Here is a 22,338-nt window from a genome sequence, read left to right on the forward strand (position 1 = left end):
CCCCCAGGAGTTTGACTGGCGTGCCTCAACAAAGGACGGGTGAAGCTCACGGATTCTCGAGCAGCAAACTATCGGTTTTGCGCAAGCACCCGATTTTTGCCGACCTCGAGCCAGAGGCTTTCGAGCAGCTCTGCCGCTACGCCAAGCACTCCACGCTGAAGCGGGGAGCCACGCTGTTTTCCAAGGGGGACCCCGGCAACAGCCTGTACGCGGTCATTTCGGGTACGGTGAAGATGAGCATTTCTTCGCCCGATGGCCGCAACGCGATCCTGAACATCGTTGGGCCTGGGGAAATTTTCGGCGAGATCGCGCTGCTCGACGGACAACCCCGCTCGACCGACGCTATCGCAAACAGCAATTGCGAACTCTTCGTCATCGACCGGCGCGAATTCATCCCCTTTGTGAAAGATCAACCGGCGCTGGCGATGAAATTCATCGAATTGCTCTGCGAGCGGTTGCGATCGACCAGCGATCAGGTCGAGCAGATTATCCTGCAGAATCTGCCCGGACGGCTGGCCAGCGCGCTGCTTCGCCTGTCCGAAAAGCACACGTCTGCGCCGCAGGGCCGAACCATCGCGATCACGCAGCAGGAGATCAGCGAGATGGTCGGCATGACCCGGGAGAGCATCAACAAGCAGTTGCGGGCCTGGGCAGGCCGCGATTGGGTACGTCTCGAGCACGGTGCCATCGTTGTGCTGAATGCCGAGATGCTTCGTGAGACGGCGGAAGCGGGGGCCGGGCACGACGGCGAATAATCCGGCAACGCGCCTCGCGAAGCCGACCAGCCTGGACCGTCAGGGCTCATTGATTGCCCGGGCGGGATTGGCGCCACGTTCAATCGTGAACTCCACGTCAATCAGCCCACGCGAGTGATTCAAGTCCGATTGAGACATCAGCAAGGTCAGATCCTTGCCCTTGAGGGATGCTAGCACCTCCGACAGCCGTTCCGACAGCGCTGGTGCGATGCCTTCGAACGGCTCGTCGAGCAGCAGGCATTTGGTTCCAATGGCAAGCGCTCGGCCGAGCGCGACCAGTTTTTGCTGTCCGCCGCTCAGCAATAGCGCCTTGCGCTGGCGCATCTCGGTGAGTTCGCCGATCACCTCATAGACGAAGTCTAGCCGGGCTTTGCGGTCGAGATGCTCCGCCACCCATAACGGCAGCAGGATGTTTTCCTCGACCGTCAACTGAGGCACCAGGCAGCGATCTTCCGGCATATAGCCGATCCCGAGTGCCGCGCGCGCATGGCGCGGACGGGACGACAGATCGCTGCCTTCGAACCGCACCATCCCCCTGGCCGGCGTGAGGTGCCCCATGATCGAACGCATCAGTGTCGTCTTGCCCGCGCCGTTGCGGCCCACCAGACTGACCATGGCTCCTCTCGCGACGTGCATCGTAAAGCCGCGCAATGCCGGCATCGACTGGATCTCGACGACAAGATTGTCGATTGCTAGCAAGGGCGCTGCGTCGTTCATCGCGCGCCTCCGGTGACGTAGCGGCGGACTTCCTGATTATTCAGGACCTCGGCGGGCACCCCGTCGGCCAGAATCCGGCCCTGATAGAATGCCACGACGCGATCGGCATAGCGGCTGACGATTTCCATGTCGTGCTCGACGAATACGATGGTCGCTGCGTCCTGCGCGACGGCGCGGATAACGCGATCCATGGTCGAGAATTTTTCTTCCGCCGATACTCCGGAGGTCGGCTCATCCAGCAGCAGTAGTCTTGGACGGCGCACCAATGCCATGGCGATATCGATCAGTTTGCGCACGCCGCCCGCAAGCTCCGAGATCGGGCGATCGGCCAGATCGGCAAGGCCAAAGCGCTCCAGTAACTCGACGGCCTTGTCGCGGCGGCCTTGGGCCTCCGCCGGTGCCCGGAGTGACATCCGTGTGCCGATGCCGGAAATCGCCACAGTGAGATTTTCGGCGGCGGTGAGCTCGACAAACAATTGTGGAATCTGGAAGGAACGGGAGATCCCAAGCTGGGCTGCGCTTCGTGGCGAGCGTTTGCCGATGTCAATTCCGTCGAGCAGGATCGTCCCGCTGTCGGGTTTGAGATAGCCGGTGACCATGTTGACGAAGGTGGTTTTACCGGCACCGTTGGCGCCGATCAGGCTGATCTTCTGACCGGCCGGAACATCTAGGGTAAGCGCATCGGCGGCAACCACTGCGCCAAAGCGCTTCTCGAGCCTGCGTACCGAAAGAACCGGGTTCACGGTGCGGCTCCTCGTTCGGCGGTGAGGGGAGCCGTCGCCGAGATGCGCCGCTTGCGCCGGTCCCTGATCCAGAGCGAACCGATGCCATGCGGCAGAAACAGAATGACGCCCAGGAGGAAGACGCCGAGCACGAGCTGCCAGGTATTGGGCAAATACAGATTCGAGAACGAACGGACCAGCTCCAGCGCCATCGAGGCGACGAAAACGGCGGCCACACTCTGGTTGCCGGCAAGCACCGCCACGAAGACGAATTCACCCGATGTGGTCCAGTATGCGAATTGCGGATCGATATGCCGCTGCGCCATCAGGGCAAAGGCGCCGCTGGCGCCGGCGAAGATCGCGGCGATCAGGAAGTTGATCGATATGATCCGGTTGGCTGAGAGGCCGAGATATTCGACCCGCAGGTTGTTTTCGCGCACCGCAAGGCTGGCAAGGCCGAATTCGGACCGGAACAGGATGGTCGCGGCGATGCCGGCAAATCCGGTCACGATGACCGAGACGGCATACAGCATGAAGTCGGCCTCGCGCGGATCGGTGAAGCTCATGCCAAACAGGCTTGGCCGCCCGACATTGAAGCCGTCGGAGCCGCCAAGCGCGGTCGATTTCACCAGCGCGCCGTAAAACACCATCGATAGCGCCAATGTCAGCATGCCGAAGAAAATCCCGCTGTAGCGTGCGATCAACGGCCCGATGACCAGGCCGAGCAGGCCGCCGCAGGCCGCGCCGACGATCACCTGCGCGACCGCGTCGGTGAGACCCCAGGCGTTGGCGATCAGCGCCACGCCATAGCCGCCGGCGGCAAAGAACAGGCCCTGACCGAACGACACGTTGCCGGTGCGCGCCAACACGACGATGCCAAGGGCGATCAGCGCATTGGAGGCGGCAATCGTCGCCAGCGACAAAGTCCAGGTCGGCAGCGCGCGGCCGGCCAGCGTCACCGCAGCGACAAGACCGATCATGACCAGGGGATGTTGGCTCATCTTCATCAAATCCGCCTTGCCGTCTCGCGCTTGAACAGACCCTCAGGGCGAAACATCAGCACTGCCGCCATGATCAAATAGATCATGAACAGTTCGGCTTGCGGCATCAGATGCACCGAAGCAGCGCGCGCCAGCCCGACCAGAATCGCGCCGACTGCCGCCCCCTCGACGCTGCCCAGCCCTCCGATCACGACGATAGCGAAGCTCAGGATGATGACATCAGAACTGAGGCCCGGCTGCATCGATATTTTCGGCGCGGTCAGGGCGCCGGCGAGGGCCGCAAGCAGAACGCCGAACGCAAAGGCGATCGCATAGACGCGGTTGACGCGTACACCCATGCTCACGCTCATTTCCTCGTTGTGTATGACGGCGAGCACGATCTTTCCGATCACGGTGCGATTGAGGCCGAACCAGATCGCAAAGCCGACCATCGCCGAAATCGGTATCAGCACCAGATCGTAGCCGACGTAATAGAGCCCGGCGAATTCGAGATTGCCGAACAGCTCATATGGCTGCGTCGCATAGATCGGATTGACGCCCCAGATCAGCTTGGTGACATCTTCAAGGATCAGAAACACGGCATAGGTCACCAGCAGCAGCACCACTTCGTCGCGGCCGTAGAACATTTTCAGCAGGCCGCGTTCCAGCAGCAGTCCGACGGCGGACGCGATCAGCGTCACCGAGAGCAGCATGGCGACGAAACCAACGCTTGGGGGAAGGCCGCGCGCGGCCACCATGGTTACCGCGGTTGCCGCGATATAGGCACCGAGGGCGTAGAAGCTGCCATGGGCGATGTTGAGGATCTTCAATACGCCGAATACCAGCGTCAGGCCGAGGGCGACGATGAACAGCCACGAGGCCTGAATCAGGCCATCGAGAATGATCGTCAGAAAGAAATTCATGGCGGTGGCGTCACGCGGGTCGGTCGGTGGCAGAAAAAGGCGGCGCGGAGCTTAGTCACGCGCCGCCATGTGTGCTCATTGGATAGCAGTGCGGTCTAATTGCACTTGGCGCCCTGCATACCGCCCTTGATCCAGTCGATCGATTTGACGCCCGGGGGCGGGTTGACGCATTCGGCGGCGAAGTATTCGATATCGACCAGATCGACCCGCTTGAGATCCGGATTGTATTTGGTGCGACTGAAGGCGATCGGCTGGATCGCCTGATGGCCGTCGGCGAGTTTCATCTGAATGAGCCCGCCAGGCGATGGCCACTCCAGACCGGTCATTGCCGCGACCATTTCATCGGTCGAAGGCTTCTTTCCGCCGTTCTTGCTCATGGCCTTTTCGACAGCAGCCTTCAATCCAAGAATCGATTGCGTACTGCGGTAGGCGGCCTGGACCGGATAGACGCCGTTGGCGGCCTCGTATCCTTTGAACAGCCAATCGTTCAGCGGCGACTTCTGCGACATCAGGCCATAGGCGCCGCGCGCGCCGAGGATGGTGCCGTCGGGCATCTTGTCGCCGAGTGGGGGCAGCACGTGGTCGGCGGCGCTGAACACCAACTGGCTACGCTTCGACAACCCGCGGGGAACAGATTGCAGGATGAAGGCCTGCAGGTCGCCGCCCCACAGGCTCGAATAGACCACATCGGAGCCGGCGCCTACCAGCGCGGAAATTTCGGTGCCGTACTGGCCTGCACCGTACTTGGGCAGCAGGTCGGTCTGGACCTTGACGTTAGGGTAGAGTTGTTGGGCGGCTGCGACGAAGTCAGCCCGGCTGTCCTGTCCCCAGGCGTAATCCTGATTGATCGCCGAAAGCGATTCCATCTTGATGTTCTTGGCCTTCATGTATCTGACGAGGCCGACGTTATCCATCGTGGCATGGGCAGCGGTACGGAATACGTAATTGTATTTGGCTTCCTCGAAGATGCGCGGTGTGCCGCAATCCATCAGCACCAGCATCTTCTTCAGCTCTTCCGCGATCGGCGCCACGGCAAGACAGTCGCCCGAGCTGATATAGCCAAGCACGACATCGACATTGTCGCGCTGATAGAGATTGCGTAGTTCCTGCACCTGTTTGGTGGCGCCGCCATTTTCGTCGATGATGACGGGCTCGATCTTCATGCCGCCGAAACCCACTTTCTCGTAGGGCGATGGCACTGAACCTTTGTTCAACTGATCGATGACGAACTGCGCGCCGTTGCGGGCGGGAACGCCAAAGCTGTCCGCCGCCGGTCCGGAGAGGAACGTCACGATGCCGAGTTTGAAGGTTTCCTGAGCAGACGCGGGTACCGCCAGCCCAAGCGACGTCGCAGCGACTGATGCAAATAGGACAGCACGATTAGTCCGCCAAAGACGGTCCATGTTTTCCTCCCCTGTTCGACGGGTGTTCCCGCCCGATTATCCGCGCCGTTTTGCCCCGGCATCGGCCATTATTGGGATGAGTTTAGGCAAGCTTTCACAGCACGTCCATACGCGCTTCGTCCGAAACGACGAGCGGGGTAAGCGGCTAGATGCCGCCTTTGTCGAAGGCGCTACGGCGCTTCGCTTGCTTCACATGTCAAACACCGCAACCGCGCGGATCGGCGAAGCCGTCCCGCCGCGCCACTTCATCGGCAGGCCGATAAAGGTGAACTGGCCGCGGCCAAGCAGCGCTTCGAGATTGCACAGGCTCTCTATATGGGTGATGTCGAGGTCGAGGCAGGCCTTGTGGACGAGGGCATTCACCTTGCCCTCAGGCCCCGGCCGCATCGAATCGATACCGAAATGCACGACGCCCTGCTGCGCCAGCCATTCGGTGGCGGCGACGTTCACGCCGGAATTGTCGCTCGAATATTCCTTGCGGGGGAATGTTCGCTCGTGGTGACCGGTGCAGAGCAGCACGGTACCGCCCCTCGGCACCGGCACGCCCGCCTTCGTCACCGCCGCCTCGAGATCGGCAGGCGTAATCTCGGCGCGCGGCGCGATGTGGCGCAGGTCGATGCAGATGCCCGGCACGATGCATTTCTCCAGCGGATACTCGTCGATGGATATGCCGCTCTTGCCGAAATGTCTGGGCGCGTCGATGTGGGTACCGGCGTGGTCCACCATCGAGATGAACATCGACGCCAGCCCGTGCACATTGCCGGACTCGGCAAAGGATTCTTCGTGGGTCTTCCAGACGCCGTGCATGACGGGAGGGTGGCCGGGATAGCTCGGGGTACGATGATAGAGCTCGCGGCTGAGGTCGACGATCTTCACGCAAAGTCTCCCCGCCGCCAACTGCGGCGTCTGTTCTAGAACCCGAACGCCCTCGGCAACGCCAGCGACAGCCAGGGCACGTAGGTCACGATCATCAGCACCGTAAACATCACATAATAGAATGGCCAGATGCCGCGCATCACCTCATCGACAGAAACCTTGCCGATGGCGCAGCCGACGAACAGCGTGGTCCCCACCGGCGGCGTCAGCAGGCCGATACCGAGATTGAGCAGCATGACGATGCCGAAATGCACGGGATCGATGCCGAAGCTCTTCACGACAGGTAGCAGGATCGGCGTACAGATCAGCAACAGGGGCGCGAGATCGAGCGCCGTTCCAAGAACCAGCAGCATGATGTTCAACCACATCAGCAGCACGTATTTGTTGCTCGATATGGCAACGAAGAAATCGGTCATCTTTGCTGGCATCTGCATCAGGGCAGCGACATAGCCGAAGCACGACGCGGTCGCGACCAGCGTCAGCACCATCGCCACGGTCTGCAGCGTCTTGTAGACCAGTAACGGCAGTTCGGACCATTTGTAGTCGCGATAGATGAACATCGTGACGAAGAACGCCCAGACGCATGCGACCGCGCCTGCCTCGATCGGCGTGAATACGCCGGTGAGGATGCCGCCCAAAACGATGATCAGCGTCACGATCCCCCATACGGCGTCACCGAGCATCCTGACGGCCTGGCGGATCGGCACAGGCTCGCCCTTGGGGTGCTTGTCGCGATAGGCGTAGAACAGGCAGAGCAGCATCAACGAGAAACCCAGCAGCAATCCGGGAATCACGCCGGCGAGAAAAAGGCTCGTGATCGACACCACGCCGCCAGTCGCCAGCGAATAGATCACCGAGTTGTGGCTCGGCGGGATTATGATCGCCTGCAGCGAGGCGCTGATGGTCACATTGGTTGCGAACACCCGCGGATAGCCTTTGGCGGCCATCTGAGGAATCATCACCGAGCCGATCGCGGAAGTATCGGCGACCGACGATCCCGAGATGCCGCTCATGATCGTGGTCGCGAGGATATTGACCTGCGAGAGGCCACCGCGCATGCGCGTGAACCCGACGACGACGGCGGCGAAGTCGACCAGCCGCCTGGCCATGCCGCCCTCGGCCATGATGGCGCCCGCCAGCACGAAGAACGGGATGGTCAACATCGAGACCTTGCCGACGCCGCTGGCAAATTGCTGCATAACCGCGCCAACCGGCAAGTCGATCCAGAGCGCGCCGACGAGCGCGGACAGCGCCAGGGCATAGGCGATCGGCATGCCAATCGCGAAGAACAAGCACATGCTGAGAAGCAGAACCGCGATATCCATGGCAATTACTCGACCGGTACGTGGGCGTCGCTGCCATCCCGCGGCGGCGGGCCGATGGTCAGGCGTTCGACGACGAACAGAAGCATCATGGCGCCGCTGACCACGATCGGAAGATAGGTGATGCCGACCGAAAGCCAGGGAAATTCGTCGACCGAATTATCCCAGGTGGTGTGAACGAGCCGGAGTCCCCATACCACCATGAAGATCGCAATCACGCCCATCAAGACTTCACTCAGGAAGAGAGAAGCGCGGCGTAGCGGCGGCGGCAGCAAGTCGGTGCCAACAGTCATGTTCATGTGGATGCGCTGGCGATAGCAGTTGGCCGAGCCGATGAAGGTGATGCCGACGGTCAGCAGCACGGCCATCGGCTCGGGCCATGACGAGGCGCTGTTGAGGACGTAACGGGTGTAGACGGCCCACGGAATGACCGCCGAGACCAGCACGAGCGCCACGCACGCGACCGCGGCGCCGGTCCAGTAAACCGCATCGCTCACACGCCGGAAAACTCCGGCCGCAGAATGGGACATTTTGACCTCGGAGATAACGGCGATTCAAATCGCTTCGGCAGCTCGAACGCGTGGCCGGAACGGACATCGTCCGGCCACGCCTCTATCGCGGATCGTGTCCTACTGGACCGCCTCGATACGCTTGACCATGGCCGCATACTTCGCGCCGTACTTGTCCCAGACCGGTTTGACGGCTTCCTGGAACGGCTTCTTGTCGATGTCGGTGATGATTTCGGTTCCGGACGCCTTCATTTTTTCGATGGCCGCGTTCTCAGCTTCATACCAGAGGACGCGCTGCTCGGCCTGCGCTTCCTTGGAAAGCTTCTTGATCAGCGCCTGATCGTCCGGCGACAGCTTCTGCCAGGAGATGCGCGAGAACACCAAAAGCTCCGGAATGATCAGGTGCTCGGTCATCGTGAAATACTTGGCCACCTGATTATGGTTCTGCGCTATGAACGACGGTGGATTGTTCTCGGCGCCATCGACCACGCCCGTTTGCATTGAGCTGAAGACCTGATCGAAGCCGAGCGCGACGCCATTGCCGCCCAGCGCGTTCATGGTGTCGACGAACAGCGGATTGCCCATCATGCGGACCTTGAGGCCCTTGAGGTCGGCAATGGTCCGGATCGGCCGCTTGTTGTTGTAGACGTTGCGCGAGCCGGCGTTCATCCAGCACAGCGCGATCAGGTTGGTCTTTTCGTTCGCGGAAATCTTCGCCAGTAATTCGTCGCCGATCTCGCCGTCGATCACCTTCTCCATGTGCTTGGAGTTGCGGAAGACGAACGGCATGTTGAAGACGTTGACGTCGTCCACGACCGGGCCGACGGCGCCGACCGAAATACGGGCGATCTGCAGCGCGCCGAGCTGTGCCTGCTCGATCATTTCCTTTTCGCCGCCGAGCTGCATCGAGGGGAACATCTGGATCGTCAGCCGGCCGTTGGTGGCGGCTTCCAGCTTCTTGCCCATCCGGACGACGGCTTCGACCGTCGGATAGCCGAGCGGATGAACGTCCGATGCCTTCAGCACCATTTTCGTTTGCGCAAATGCAGATGACAGCGGCGCCGTGGTCGCCATCGTGGCCCCGAGCCCTGCGCTCAACTTGATGAAGTCGCGGCGTTTCATGGTGTTCCCTCCTGATGTTGTTTATCGTTTTATGGACTTTGAACTCTTAGGGTCGCTCGTCGAAATACTCCGGATTGATATGTTGCGTGGTCGAGATGTTCTCGAGAAGGCTTTCGAGGTGGACTTCCATCGCACGCCTTGCGCCCTCTGCGTCATGCGCCTCGATCGCGGTCAGCACGGCCTCGTGTTCGACGATCACCTTTGCGATCCGCCCGCGCTGGGGCAGGGTCAGCCGGCGGTAGCGATCGACGTGGACCTTCACCTGCTGGATATATTTCCAGATTCCGGGATAGCCGGCGACATCGGCGACTGTAGCATGAAACATTTCGTCGGCCTGATGGAACGTATCGCTGTCTCCGGCAGCGCTGGCCTCGCGCTGGCGCTCCAGGATCGACTGCAGCGCCAGTATCTGGCTCGGCGTCGCGCGTTCCGCGGCGAGCCGCGCGGTGGTTTCCTCCAGCGCCTTGCGGATGATGATGGCCTCGGGGAGTGCAGCCACCGGAATGCGCGAGACGAAGATGCCGGACTGCGGATAGATCTCCAGCAGGCCTTCATCCGATAATTTGAGTATGGCCTCGCGAACGGGCGTGCGGCTCACCCCGTAGGAGAGCGCGATTTGCGCTTCCGAGATGGCTTCGCCGGGTCGGCGCTGCAGAGACACCAGTTCGACCCGAAGATCGGAATAGATCCTGGACGCTGCCGTTGCCGCGCGCGGTCTGCCGCTGCGGCGAGTGCCGGCGGCCATTCGGCGAACCGTTGGATCCGTCTTTTTCGATGCGCGAGCGGGCATGGCTACTTTCTCGATTGATATATTAGTATATGAATTAGCTCTGGCAACCAGAAATCGTGCCGAGCACCGGTTTGGTGCAGGTGCGGCGGGAGATCCTCAGCCGCCAGTTGGACCGATCCGCTGGCGCCTAGCTCCGGCTGCTGATGAAGCCGGCGCGTTTCCGCTGTTCATGCTGTCCGGCGCCGGTCAACAAGTCGATCAGGTCCTGGGCTTGTTGCGGGTGGGCCGCGGCGATCGTGATGCCCGCCGTGTACATCGTTGCGAGTTCGCAGCCTGGCGGCAGCGAACCGGACAGGGTCACGCCTTGGGTGCTTATGATCTCGGTCGACTGCGTGCACCCGATCGGACGCCGCGCCTTGGATGCCGCCAGTTCACGCATCGCGGTTGCGCCGTTCGGGAAAATCCGGAGGCGGGCGGCAACCTCATCGGCGATGCCAAGCTGCTGAAGGACATTTGCAACATGAATTCCGGCCGTCGAGGCTTTGGTATCCGGCACGAAGATCGCATCGGAGGCCAGCAAGACCTCGCGCAGGCCCGCAGCATCCCTGACTGTGACCTCGGGATCGCCGGTGCGGACGGCGAGGGCAGTTTCGACCAAGCCGACGTCGGAAATCATCGCGGCAACGACCAGCCTCTCCTCCGCCAGTTTGGCGAGGAGCGCCGCGGTCAGGATAACGATGTCGGCCGGCGTGCCGCTGCGCAATTTGTCGGCCATGACACCGACCGCGCCAAACTCACCGGTGATATCGAATCCGGTCACGCCCTTGAAGGCTGGCATCAAGCTTCCGACCAGTCCCTGTGCCGCGCCGCCGCTCAGAATGTTCAGGCTGCTCATGAGGTCAATTCCATCGCGGCGATGATCCTGTCACGCGTGATCGGAAGATCGCGAACCCGCACGCCGAGCGCGTCGAACACGGCGTTGGCGATGGCGGCCGTAACAGGGCCGTGGGCCGCCTCGCCGGCGCCGACCGGGTCCATATCAGACCGCTGGATGACCTCAACCTCGACATCGGGCACTTCGCTGAAGCGCAGGATCGGATATTCCGTCCAACTCGTGCTGGTGATGCGTTGCCGGTCGAAGCGGACCCGTTCTTTCAGTACCCAGCTCGTGGCTTGAATGGCGCCGCCCTCGATCTGGTTGATGACGCCGTCGGGATTGATCGCTTCGCCGACATCGACCGCCAGCGTCAATTTCCTGACACTGATCTCCTCGGCGCCCTCGATCTCGGCGATCGCAGCGCAATAGGCGCCGGTGTTCTTGTAGCGGGCAAAGGCCACGCCGTGACCGATGCCCGGCTGCTTCTCGGGCTTCCATTTGGCGCGAGCGGCAACGGCGCGGATGACGTCTTTTGCCCGCTCATCCCGCAAATGGCGCAGCCGGAACGCAATCGGGTCCTCGCCGCGTTCGGCAGCGATTTCATCGAGGATCGATTCAATCGCAAACACATTGCCCTGCCCACCAAGCGTTCGCAGCGCCGAGGTGCGGATCGGCATGGTCGTCAGGCGATGGCTTTCGATGTGCCAGGACGGAAAATCGTAAAGCGGGACTGAGTTGCGATCGCCACCGCCGCCATTGGCCTGCGGGGGATTGGTCGAGATCATGCGTGGAAACGGATCCGCCAGTTCGAACCCCGCCAGCAAGGCGGGTTGCGCTGCGCGCCCCGGCCGCGCCGCATGGCCGTTGCTCCAGATCGAATGCCGCCAGTCGATGATTTCCCCTTGCGCATCCAGGTCAGCCTCAATCTCGATTGCCATCGCCGCCCCAAACGGCGCATCCGACATCTCGCCCTGGCGCGACCACTGCACCCGCACCGGCCGGCCGTTGGCGGCTTTAGCAAGCAGTACAGCATCGAGCGCAACATCGTCGGCGGCGTTATGCCCATAGCAGCCGGCACCTTCCATATGCTCGACGGTGATGTTCTCGACCGGTAGCCTGAGAACCAGCGCCAGATCGGCGCGCAGGAGATAGACGCCCTGGCTGTGGGTCCACACATGAACGCGGTCGCCATCCCATTGCGCCATCGCACAGGATGGTGCGATCGACGCGTGCGCAATATAGGGGCGGGTGTATTGCCGCCGGATGGTCCGCGTTGCCGTGCCGGGTGATGCGGCCGTTTTCTTGTCGATGGTCGTCGACTCCGATGGCTGAGCTTTCAGGAATGAAGCCAGATCGTTTTCGTCGGGCAGGGGCTCGCCGTCGGACCAGGACGCGCCTTTGCGCAACGCGTTGAGAGCCGCCTCCGCGGCATGCTCGGTCTCGCTGACGACACCGGCAAAACTGCCGTCGCGTACGACTGCGACAAGACCGGCGACAGCGCGGACGCCATCCTCCTTCAATTCGGTAAGTTTCGCGCGCGCGTTCTCCGGCCGCAGCACGCAGCCATGCAGCATTCCCGCCAACGCCTGATCGTGGATGAACCGCGGCCGGCCCAAAACCTTGTCCGGAATGTCGAGCCGCTGAATTGAATTCCCGGCCAACGCCCGGCGCGATGCGATCTTTGGGGTTGTTCCGGGCGTAGCATCGCGATCGAGCGAGACTTCCTCGGCAAGCTCCCAATAGCTGGTCCTGACGTTGCCGGGGCCCGAAATGGTGCCGTCTTCGACGTCGAGCGCATCGATATCGACCCCCAGCCGTTCCGCCGCCTGCTGAAGAAAGATCCGGCGAACTTCCGCGCAGGCGTGGCGCAGCGCGCGCCCCGACTGCTGGATGGAGAGACTGCCCGAGGTGACGCCCTCGTTGGGGCTGGCTGCGGTCGATGCGCGGATCATCTGCACCCGCGACAGATCGATATCGAGCTCGTCGGCGGCGATCTGTGCCAGCGCCGTCACGATGCCTTGCCCGATCTCTACCTTGCCGGGCGAGATCGCTACCTGTCCGGTGCTTGAGAATTTCAGCCACGCCGACAATTTCGGGTTCGCTGCAAGGCTTACCGGCAGTACGGGCGGAGAGGGAGCGGGGGCCGGCTGGTTCATCCTGCGGCCATTTCCTCTGCCGCACGCAGCACCGCCCGCACCATGCGATTATGCGAACCGCAACGGCAGAGGTTGCGGTCGAGCGCCTCCTTCACCTCCCGGCTCGTCGGTGACGGGTTTTTCTTCAACAGCGCTGCCGCGCTCATCAGGATGCCGGAGACGCAATAGCCGCATTGCAGCGCCTGCTCGGCGATGAAGGCGCGCTGCAGCGGGTGCGGGCGCTCGCTCGTTCCCAGCCCTTCGATCGTCGTGACATCCTTGCCCGCCACCGACCAGAGCGGTGTATCGCAGGCGGACACCGCACGATCGCTGATGATCACATTGCAGGCGCCGCATTCGCCGGCGCCGCAGCCGAAATGCGGCCCGGTCATGCCGAGCTGCCCGCGCAGAATATCCAGCAATGACCGATCGGGATCGGCATCAACTTCTATCTCGGCGCCGTTGAGGCGAAATCGAACGCTCGGCATCGAGGGCGAACCTTTGCTCACGGCTTCTTATTGCGGCGGCTTGTCGAATTTCTTGACCACTTCCGCCCATTTCACAATATCGCCGCGCAGGAATTTGTCGAATTCCTCAGAGGTCATCGACATCGGAACAGCGCCTTGTTGAGTCCAGAGCTTGACGACATCGGGCCGTTTCACCGCCGCGTTCACAGCCGCATTGAGCTTGTCGATGATCGGCTTTGGTGTGCCCGCCGGCGCCATCAGGCCGAGCCAGATGGTGGCCTCATAGCCGGGAATGCCGGCCTCGATCACGGTCGGCGCGTTGGGCAGGACGGTCGATCGCGCCTTGCCGGTCGTCGCCAGCGCGCGCACCTGATTTTCGGCGACATTGGGGGCCATCGTCGGAACCGCATCGATCATCATCTGCACCTGACCGCCGAGCACGCCGCTGCGCGCTTCGCCGCTGTTGCGGTAGGGCACGTGCACGACGTCAATGCCGGCCATGGCTTTGAACAGCTCGCCCGCCATGTGGTACGGCGTGCCCTGGCCCGATGACGCATAGTTCAGTTTCGCGGGCTGCGATTTGGCAAGCGCGATGAATTCCTGCAGCGTCTTCGCCTGCACGGATGGATGAACCACGATCACGAGGTCGGAATAGTTCACCGGCGCGATCGGCGCGAGATCGCGCATCAATTCGTACTTGCGCTGCGGAACCAGCGATTCATTCGCGGTCTGGGTGTTCGACATCATCAGCAGCGTGTAACCGTCGGGCGGCGACTTGACGGCTTCCTGCGTGCCGATCACGCCGCCGGCTCCGGTGCGGTTCTCGACGACGAAGGGCTGGCCAAAACTTTCCTGCAGAATGTTCCCGATCTGGCGGGCGGTGACATCGGCAGGTCCGCCGGCCCCGAAGGGAACAATCACCTTCACCGGTCGCGACGGATAGTCCTGCGCCAGGCCGGGCGTAGCCAGGAGAGGTGGCGCCGTAACAATTGCTGCCAGCGCGAGCGCCGTTCTCAAGCGCATCATATCGACCTCCCCAACTCTGACTTCTTTTGCAACGGCCCGTTTACCGGCCTCGTGCCAAGTCTAGTGCCAAGTCTAGCTATCCGCGCACTGACCGCTAGTCCCCAGAATCAGATATTCGTCGGCGCTCGGGCCATGCAATTTGAGGGTGACAAGGACGCAATATGAGGATTTCCCCCAGTCTGGCCGTTGCTGCCATCATGCTTTCGGGCGCGACCGTCGCCAGTGCCCAGACCCTTCCTGCCTACATGGCGCCAATCGCCGGCAAAGCCGCCGCGACGCCTTCCGACACCGCGACCAAGGATATGCTGGCGCTCAACACCGGCATGTTCGAGCTCTATGGCGATGCAGCAAAGATTTTCCAGAAGAACATCCTGAGCAAGCATCCGGTGATCCTCGCTCTCTTCTCAGGCTCCGGCGGCCGGATGGTCCTCTATCGGCCGGGTATGGCGCCGATCGACGCACCACAGGTGCCGATCATGTATCAATTGCTCAAATCCGTCGGCCACAGCACGATGGCGCTGGTGCAGGTCGTTGGCCCCTATGTCGACAACCCCGACAACAAGTCCTGGCGCGGCTCGATGCTGGCTTATCGCAGCCGCATGCAGTCGGCGCTCGACGGCCTCGATGCAACGCCGATGGAACCGGGATGGCGCGACAACAACCGCACCATCCTGCAGAACAACATCGCTTTCATGGACGAATGCGTTGCCAAAGGCGTCATTCCATTCGCAGCTCTCGAAGCTTTCGGCAAGAAACAGGCGCCGTATCTGGCGAAGAACGTCGCATGGGCGGCCCAGACGCAGGTCGCGCACTGGATGACGGTGCTGGCGGACTGGAAGGCGCAGCTCGGCGCCGACTGGGACAAGACCTATGCCGCCAGCAACACGATCTACGTCGCGCGGCAGAACAACGTGCTGTTCAGCGTGCTGGCACAGTTCTTCGGTCCCGATGCCATCAACAACCGCCTGTTGTTGATCGAGACGATTTCCTTCACGACCACGCCGGCCGACATGCTGGAATCGCTGACCCGCATCATCGCCGATCGCTCCGTCGGCGCGCTGTTCTTCGGCAATTACCATTTGATGGATTACGAATTGATGGGCGGCGATGCGCGCGCCGCTATCATTGCCGAGAGCGGCAAGCGCGCCATGACGCCATTCCTGCCGCCCGCCGTTCCTTTCGGCTCGAAGCAATGGCCGACACTGGTCACGCCGGGTCCGGGGCCAGCGACCATCGCCGATCTGAAGTAGTTCCGGCAAAGGGCAAAAGGCATGCGGCCTTCGCGGCGCGAGTTTCTGAATTGGGTATCGGCGAGCGGCATAGCGCTCAGCCTAGCGCGCCTCGGCTCGGTGGAGGCCGCCGGCCTGCCGCCGCGCGCGTCGCTTCCCGGGCGTGCGAATTGGAACCCGGCCGCCAATGGCGCGGGCCGGGTCGATGGCACGGCCAAGGTCACCGGCGCGAAGCTCTACGCATCCGACTTCCGTGCCGCCGATCTTCCGGGCTGGCCGGCGAATACGTCGCACGCGATGCTCATCCGTGCGCCGGATGCGACACACGTCTATCTCGGAATGGATATTGCGCGGCTTGGCGGCGCGATGAAGCCGTCGGTCGTGGTGACATCAGCTGATCTCGACAAGATCGGCACTCGCGTTCCCGAATTCTACACCGGCGACCTGTTCTGTCCGCTCGGCAAGACGCCGCTCTATTTGGGGCAGCCAGTCGGGCTGTTGATCTTCGAGACGTTCGACGCCTTCGATCAGGCGCGCCTCGCGTTGCGCGATGGAACGTTCGTGAGGTTCGGCGAGGAAACCGGCCCCGTCGCCATGCCGAGCTATGGCGCCTATCGCTTCACGCGCGTGGCGGGCCCGACGCCGGAGGCGCCCGATGTCTATTCGCCGATCCTGGCCGGCTGGGTCAGCCCGGGACGGTCGCAGAACGCGCCGCTTCCGATATGGTCGCCGGCCGCCAAGGACACCGAGGCTTCCTACGCCAAGGCCGCGGTCCATGGCGAAAGGATCCGCGCCGAACTCGCGGCTAAAAATCCGAACGTTCTGGTGCTCGATCGCGAGTTCGAGACGCAATCGGTCGATCCGATGTTTCTCGAACCGGAGACCGGCCTCGCCTGGTACAGCAGGAACAGCGGCAGCCTCGAGCTCGTGCTTGGCGTGCAGTCTCCTTACGAGGCGGCGGAGTCAATCGCGCATCTGCTTGGCGAGGCCCGCGGCCCCTTCAAGCCGGCGCGGATCAATACCCAGTTCACCTATATGGGCGGCGGCTTCGGTGGCCGCGATCACACGCCCTTCGTGCTGTACGTTGCGCTGGCCGCGATGTTCTTCCCTGGTCATCCCGTGCGGCTGGCGCATGACCGCTATCAGCAGTTTCAGGGCGGCATCAAGCGCCACGCGTTCAAGATGCGGTCGCGGATCGGCGTCGATCGGTCGACTGGGAAAATTCAGGCTTTCGCTGCGGACCACGTTCTCGATGGCGGCGGCCTGGCCAATTTCTCGGTCAATGTGGCAACCGTCGGCGCGACCGCCGCGATCGGCATCTATGATGTGCCCAAGGTGGACGTGACAACGGTTGCCGTTCATTCGCGCGGCGTGACAGCGGGATCGATGCGCGGCTACGGCACGCTGCAGACGATGACTGCGCTGGAGGCGCTGGTTGACGAAGTGGCCGCTGCCCTGCCGCTTGATCCGATCGAGTTCCGGCGGCGCAATGCGCTCGCACCGAAGGGCCGGACCATGACCGGTAATCCCTACGGCGTTTCGGTCCGCACCACTGAAATCCTCGACAAGCTCGAGAAGCATCCAATCTGGCAGCAGCGCGCGCAGCAGAAATCGGCCGCGGCGCAGGGCATGCTCGTCGGCACCGGCGTTGCTTGTGTCACCAAGGATTACGGCACCGGTGCCGATTGTTCGCTTGGGCGCGTCGAACTGTCTCCCGACGGCAAGGTCACGATCTATTGCGACCATACCGAGATGGGCAACGGCATCGGCACCGCGCTCGCCAACCGGGTCGCGATCCATCTCGGTGCGGTCGCTGACGAAGTCTCGGTGGCGCGTGTCGACACGTATGACGCCCTCGGATTGGTCACATCGGGTGATCCCTACACGATGGACCAGAAGACACAGGATGCGGCGGAGAAAAATCCACGCTGGGTGCCGGCGATCAGCTCAGCGACCAGTGCCTCGATCGGCGCGCATGTCGGCACTCATTCCGCTGCCGAGGCGGCGCGCGTGATTTTCCGTTTCGGCCTGTGGCCGGCGGCGCTGGAACTATGGCGCATCGCTGCGAACGATCCGCGCGCAAAGGATTGGGAGAAGGCGCAATGGAAGGACGGGCAGCTCGTCATGCCCGGTCTTGCGCCGTTGCCGCTGCCGGCCCTCGCCGCAAGCGCGCACGCGCGCAATCTCGTGACCGGGGCAGTGGCTCACAGCTTCTCCCGCTGGGAATGGTCGCGCGCCCGTTTTCCCCTTCTTGGCGAACAGTACCGCGCTGAGATCGATGCGCTGGCCTTGCGCAGGGGCAACGGCAAGTTCGAGCGCATCAACCGCGTCAGCGTCAAATTCCCGCCGACCGACAACAACCGGATCGGCACCAGTTATACCTCGATGTGCGGCACGCTGGTCCGCATCGAGATCGAGCGCGCCACCGGCGCGCTGCGCATCGCCAAGGCCTACAGCGTGTTCGAATGCGGACAGGCGCTGGTGCCCGAGGTGGTGATGGGGCAGGCGCAGGGTGGCTTCGCGATGGGCGTCGGCTATGCCTTGCTGGAGACACTGCCGCCCTTTGAAAGTGGCCCCGGCAACGGCCAATGGAATCTCGGGCAGTACCTCGTCGCGCGGGGATCGGACCTGCCGCTGCACGACCTCGAAATCGAGATGCTGCCGCCGCTGACACCGGACGAGCCGCCGAAGGGCATGGCGGAGGTCGTCATGGTTCCGGTGGTCCCCGCCATACTGAACGCGATCTTCGACGCCACCGGCCGCCGCTTTCGGTCCCTGCCGGTGACCGCCAACCTGCTCAAGGGAGTTTTGGCGTGACCAAATTGAGCCTCACGATCAACGGCCGGCCGTACGGACCGGTCGAGGTGCGCGACGAACTCTCGATGAATGATTTCCTGCGCGAGTATCTCGGCATGACCGGCACCAAGTTCGGCTGTGGCGCCGCGCAATGTCTGAGTTGCGCTGTCATCGTCGATGATCCCGATGGCACGAGCTACACCAGCCCGACCTGTGTCGCCTCGGCGGCAAGTTTTGACGGCAAGGCCATCCGCACGGTCGAGGGGCTTGCCAGGGATGGCGAACTCTCCGCGCTGCAGAAGGCCTTCATCCGGCACTTTGCCTTCCAGTGCGGCTATTGCACCGCGGGTTTCCTCAACGAGGGACAGGTTCTGCTGGAGCGTCTGGCCAAAGCGCCCGTGAAGCGCGCTGATCTCGAAAACACCATCGCGGAAGCCCTCGATGGCCATATCTGCCGCTGCACCGGCTACATCAAATACCACGAGGCCGTGCGGGATGTGATCCTTGCAGATTCCAGGCGCTATCTCATGGCTAACCAGTGACCGGGCAGGGGAACGCGGCATGAAATCGGAATTGCGGTTTCAGTTCGCGGTCGCGGTGCTCGCGGTCGCGACGAGCATGTTCGCCGGCTACGCCGTTTCCCAGACGGCACCGCAATCGCTCGCAAGCCCGGAAAGCTTTGCGTCGATATCGGATACGGACGCTCGATCGGCGGCCATGTTCACCGAGCTTGGCAAGGTGCTGACCCATCCGCGCTGCACGAATTGCCATCCCGCAACCGATCGGCCGCGGCAAGGCGACGAGGGGCGGCTGCACCAGCCGCCGGTCACGCGCGGCGCAGACGGCCATGGCCTTGCCGCGATGCGCTGCTCGACTTGCCACAAGCATGCGAACTTCGAACCCGGCCGCATGCCGGGCCATCCGGAATGGCACCTCGCACCGCGCGAAATGGCGTGGGAGGGCAAGACGGTTGCCGAAATCTGCGCGCAGCTCAAGGACCCCGCACGCAACGGCGGACGCAAGCTCGAGGAACTCATCCATCATATCGGCGAAGATACGCTGGTTGGCTGGGCCTGGGCTCCCGGCGCTGGCCGCAGCCCTGTTCCCGGTACGCAAAAGCAGGCCGGTGCCCTGGTCGAGGCCTGGGTGAAAACCGGCGCGGCCTGTCCTGCGCAGTAGAAGCATTTGGGCTTGGCTGTGCCATGGCCGGGCACTGCCGGCGATGGACAGCGGGCAATCCATAGGAATAATGCGGGGGATCAGGGGTACCTAACTTCGCCAACAGCGCGGGGAACGAAAACATGAAACACCCAGGGATTTCACGCCGCCACGTGCTGGCTGGCGCCGGCGCCGCTCTCGCAGGCGCAGCATTTTCCACGCGCGTGATGGCGGCTGCGCCGCCACCGGAAGGGGTGACGCCGGCGCTGATCGACGCGGCGAAGAAGGAAGGCAAGGTCATCTATTACACGTCGACCGATTTGCCGGTCGCGGAGAAGCTGGCCAAAGCGTTCGAGGCGAAATATCCGGGCATTGCGGTGCGCGTCGAACGCACCGGTGCCGAGCGCCTGTTCCAGCGCATCGGCCAGGAATATTCCAGCAACATCCATGCCGTCGATATCGTGAACTCGTCCGATGCCGCGCATTTCATCGTCTGGAAGCGTGACGGCATTCTGGCGCCTTACATGCCGGAGGATGTCGCAAAATTCTATCCGGCCGAGCACAGGGATCCCGATGGCCAGTTTGCGAGCTTCCGCGTCTGGCTCAGCATCATTGCCTACAACACCAACCTGGTGAAGGCGGAGGACGCGCCGAAGAGTTTTGCCGATCTGCTCGACCCCAAATGGAAGGGCAAGATCGTCAAGGCGCATCCGGGCTACAGCGGCACTATCATGACCGCGACCTACCAGATGCAGCGCGATCTCGGATGGAGCTTCTTTGAGCAGCTTGCCAAGCAGAGCATCATGCAGGTGCAGTCATCGGCCGATCCACCGAAGAAGCTCGATCTCGGCGAGCGCGCGGTGATGGCCGACGGCAACGAATACAACATCTTCCAGATGAAGGAAGCGGGCCGTCCGGTCGAGCCGGTCTACGCCACGGAAGGGTCACCGCTGATCATCGGACCGAACGGCGTCTTCAAGGATGCACCGAATCCGAACGCGGCAAGGCTGTTCCAGTCGTTCAGCCTCAGCCGGGAGGCGCAGCAGCTCATCGTCGACGTCGGCGGCCTCCGCTCGGTGCATTCTCAAACTGTCGAAAAGGCGGGACGCAAGCCGCTCAAGGACATCAAGACCATGAAGGACGACGCGGCGGCAGTGGAGAAGGAAAGCGAGGCCATTAAGGCACGCTACACAAAAATCTTCCGCGTTTGACCGCTATGGCCTCCGGACTGCCTGAGACCTCGGTCGCCGAAACGCTGGCCGAAAAGATCGTCGCATTGCAAGCCGGTGCATTGCCGGCTGCAACCGCGCGCAAATGCGAGGACCTGCTGATCGACGTGGTCGGGCTATGCCTCACCGCGCGCAACGAGGACTACATCAGAAGCGCGCTGGCAGGTTGCGATGATGACGGCCCCTGTACGGCGATCGGGCACCGGCGCACGCTGAATGCGGCGGGCGCCGCCTTCGTCAACGGCACCGCTGCGCATGGCGAGGATTTCGACGACACGTTTGAGGGAGGCCCGGTCCATGCAGGCGCCGTGATCGTGCCGGCGGTGCTCGCTGCCTGCGAACGGCATAGCCCGGATGGCCGCATGGCGCTGATCGGGATCGCGGTTGGCACCGAAGTGCTGTGCCGGTTGAGCCTCGTGGTGCCGAAGGCCGTTCATAGGGCTGGTTTCCATCCGACAGCGGTCTTCGGCGCGATGGGCGCGGCCGCCGGTGTCGGTGCAGCGCTTGGTCTCAACGCCAGGCAGATCGTCGATGCGCTCGGCGTCGCCGGCAGCATGGCCGGCGGCATCATCGAATATCTTGCGGAGGGCGCCTGGACCAAACGGCTGCATGCCGGCTGGGCGGCGCAATCGGGGATCCGCGCGGCGCTGCTGGCGCGGGGAGGGTTCGTTGGCCCGCGCACGGTGTTCGAGGGCGTGCACGGGCTGTTCCACGGTTTCGCGCGCACCACGGAGGGCGATTACGACGCGCTGACCGGCGATTTCGGCACGCGCTGGGTGACAGACACGCTGGCCTTCAAGCCTTATCCATGCGGAACGATGGCGCAGCCCTATATCGATTGCGCGCGCCGGCTGGCCGCACGGGGGGTCAAACCCGAGGATGTCGCCGAGATCGTCTGCGAGGTGGCGGAGGGGACGGTGCACCGGCTATGGGAGCCGCTTGCCGACAAGCAGCGTCCGCGCAACGGCTATGCCGCCAAGTTCGCTGTGCCGTATCTGTTGTCCGCCGGCTTCGTCCATGGCGGTGTCGGGCTCGGCGCATTCACGGAAAACGCGATCCGCGATGAGCGCGTGCTGGCGCTTGCTGCTAAAGTGAAGTTCGTGATCGACCCGGATAATCCCTATCCGAACAATTACACCGGCCATATCCGTGCCACCCTCAGGGATGGCAGCGTGGTGGAGGAGCGGCAGCCATATCTGCGTGGCGGTGCGCAGGAACCGCTGACGCGGCAGGACGTGACCGACAAGTTCTTGCTCAACGCTGAACATGGCGGCTGGAGCGCAACGCAAAGCAATGCGGCGTTGAAACTGATGGCGGGGCTGTATAATGGGCGCGTCGATCTCTCCTCATTGCGCGGGTAGC

21 protein-coding genes are annotated in these 22,338 nt (G+C 62.7%); 7 read left to right on the forward strand and 14 right to left on the reverse strand.

Going from position 1 to position 22,338, the window contains the following annotated elements; translation table 11 throughout:
• The first annotated feature begins 20 nt into the window (after positions 1-20).
• Positions 21-755 carry a Crp/Fnr family transcriptional regulator gene (locus KIP88_RS21685; protein ID WP_214489996.1) on the forward strand — a complete coding sequence of 245 codons (735 nt, stop codon included), beginning with the start codon at positions 21-23 and terminating at the stop codon, positions 753-755.
• Positions 756-794: 39 nt separating this feature from the next.
• On the opposite strand, the gene KIP88_RS21690 is transcribed toward KIP88_RS21685, so the two are convergent.
• The 14 genes from KIP88_RS21690 to KIP88_RS21755 all read right to left on the reverse strand — a co-directional run bounded on the left by KIP88_RS21690 (position 795) and on the right by KIP88_RS21755 (position 14,561).
• Positions 795-1,472, reverse strand: a complete 678-nt coding sequence (locus KIP88_RS21690; RefSeq protein ID WP_214489997.1) for an ATP-binding cassette domain-containing protein — start codon at positions 1,470-1,472, stop codon at positions 795-797.
• Positions 1,469-2,215, reverse strand: a complete 747-nt coding sequence (locus KIP88_RS21695) for an ABC transporter ATP-binding protein (protein ID WP_214489998.1) — start codon at positions 2,213-2,215, stop codon at positions 1,469-1,471. The genes KIP88_RS21690 and KIP88_RS21695 overlap by 4 nt, the downstream gene beginning before the upstream one ends.
• Entirely contained in the window at positions 2,212-3,201 is a 990-nt protein-coding gene (locus KIP88_RS21700) for a branched-chain amino acid ABC transporter permease (protein ID WP_214489999.1), read from the reverse strand. Before KIP88_RS21700 ends, KIP88_RS21695 begins: the two co-directional genes overlap by 4 nt.
• A complete protein-coding gene (locus KIP88_RS21705; RefSeq protein WP_214490000.1) occupies positions 3,201-4,097 on the reverse strand; it encodes a branched-chain amino acid ABC transporter permease in 897 nt (298 codons plus the stop codon). The genes KIP88_RS21700 and KIP88_RS21705 overlap by 1 nt, the downstream gene beginning before the upstream one ends.
• A gap of 95 nt (positions 4,098-4,192) precedes the next feature.
• Entirely contained in the window at positions 4,193-5,500 is a 1,308-nt protein-coding gene (locus KIP88_RS21710) for an ABC transporter substrate-binding protein (protein ID WP_214490001.1), read from the reverse strand.
• Positions 5,501-5,689: 189 nt separating this feature from the next.
• Entirely contained in the window at positions 5,690-6,376 is a 687-nt protein-coding gene (locus KIP88_RS21715; protein ID WP_214490002.1) for a cyclase family protein, read from the reverse strand.
• Positions 6,377-6,411: 35 nt separating this feature from the next.
• Positions 6,412-7,701, reverse strand: coding sequence for a TRAP transporter large permease (locus tag KIP88_RS21720; protein WP_214490003.1), 1,290 nt, complete (start codon positions 7,699-7,701; stop codon positions 6,412-6,414).
• A gap of 5 nt (positions 7,702-7,706) precedes the next feature.
• Positions 7,707-8,228, reverse strand: a complete 522-nt coding sequence (locus KIP88_RS21725) for a TRAP transporter small permease (RefSeq protein WP_214490004.1) — start codon at positions 8,226-8,228, stop codon at positions 7,707-7,709.
• A 99-nt stretch (positions 8,229-8,327) separates the two neighbouring features.
• Positions 8,328-9,329: a TRAP transporter substrate-binding protein DctP gene (gene dctP / locus KIP88_RS21730; RefSeq protein ID WP_214490005.1), complete on the reverse strand. Its 1,002-nt coding sequence runs from the start codon at positions 9,327-9,329 to the stop codon at positions 8,328-8,330.
• 46 nt (positions 9,330-9,375) lie between these two features.
• A complete protein-coding gene (locus KIP88_RS21735; protein ID WP_249790925.1) occupies positions 9,376-10,074 on the reverse strand; it encodes a GntR family transcriptional regulator in 699 nt (232 codons plus the stop codon).
• Positions 10,075-10,246: 172 nt separating this feature from the next.
• Positions 10,247-10,954 (reverse strand): substrate-binding domain-containing protein, encoded by a 708-nt coding sequence (locus tag KIP88_RS21740; RefSeq protein ID WP_214490009.1) that lies wholly within the window; start codon positions 10,952-10,954, stop codon positions 10,247-10,249.
• Complete coding sequence (locus KIP88_RS21745; RefSeq protein ID WP_214490010.1) at positions 10,951-13,092, reverse strand: molybdopterin cofactor-binding domain-containing protein; 2,142 nt, start codon at positions 13,090-13,092, stop codon at positions 10,951-10,953. The genes KIP88_RS21740 and KIP88_RS21745 overlap by 4 nt, the downstream gene beginning before the upstream one ends.
• Positions 13,089-13,559, reverse strand: a complete 471-nt coding sequence (locus tag KIP88_RS21750) for a (2Fe-2S)-binding protein (protein ID WP_214490060.1) — start codon at positions 13,557-13,559, stop codon at positions 13,089-13,091. The genes KIP88_RS21745 and KIP88_RS21750 overlap by 4 nt, the downstream gene beginning before the upstream one ends.
• Positions 13,560-13,586: 27 nt before the next feature.
• Entirely contained in the window at positions 13,587-14,561 is a 975-nt protein-coding gene (locus KIP88_RS21755; RefSeq protein ID WP_214490061.1) for a tripartite tricarboxylate transporter substrate binding protein, read from the reverse strand.
• A 164-nt stretch (positions 14,562-14,725) separates the two neighbouring features.
• Here KIP88_RS21755 and KIP88_RS21760 point away from each other — a divergent pair, with 164 nt between their 5' ends.
• From KIP88_RS21760 to KIP88_RS21785, 6 genes are all read left to right on the forward strand, one after another.
• The gene (locus KIP88_RS21760) at positions 14,726-15,814 is read left to right on the forward strand and encodes a hypothetical protein (protein WP_214490012.1); all 1,089 of its coding nucleotides are present in this window, start codon (positions 14,726-14,728) and stop codon (positions 15,812-15,814) included.
• 21 nt (positions 15,815-15,835) lie between these two features.
• A complete protein-coding gene (locus KIP88_RS21765; RefSeq protein WP_214490014.1) occupies positions 15,836-18,610 on the forward strand; it encodes a xanthine dehydrogenase family protein molybdopterin-binding subunit in 2,775 nt (924 codons plus the stop codon).
• Positions 18,607-19,131 (forward strand): (2Fe-2S)-binding protein, encoded by a 525-nt coding sequence (locus tag KIP88_RS21770; protein WP_214490015.1) that lies wholly within the window; start codon positions 18,607-18,609, stop codon positions 19,129-19,131. Before KIP88_RS21765 ends, KIP88_RS21770 begins: the two co-directional genes overlap by 4 nt.
• 19 nt (positions 19,132-19,150) lie before the next feature.
• Positions 19,151-19,768, forward strand: a complete 618-nt coding sequence (locus KIP88_RS21775) for an Isoquinoline 1-oxidoreductase subunit (RefSeq protein WP_214490016.1) — start codon at positions 19,151-19,153, stop codon at positions 19,766-19,768.
• A gap of 122 nt (positions 19,769-19,890) precedes the next feature.
• A complete protein-coding gene (locus KIP88_RS21780) occupies positions 19,891-20,958 on the forward strand; it encodes an ABC transporter substrate-binding protein (protein WP_214490018.1) in 1,068 nt (355 codons plus the stop codon).
• Between the two features lie 5 nt (positions 20,959-20,963).
• A complete protein-coding gene (locus KIP88_RS21785) occupies positions 20,964-22,337 on the forward strand; it encodes an MmgE/PrpD family protein (RefSeq protein WP_214490019.1) in 1,374 nt (457 codons plus the stop codon).
• The last annotated feature ends 1 nt before the right edge of the window (position 22,338 follow it).

This window comes from Bradyrhizobium sp. SRL28 (genome assembly GCF_018596315.1).
Taxonomy (GTDB): domain Bacteria; phylum Pseudomonadota; class Alphaproteobacteria; order Rhizobiales; family Xanthobacteraceae; genus Bradyrhizobium.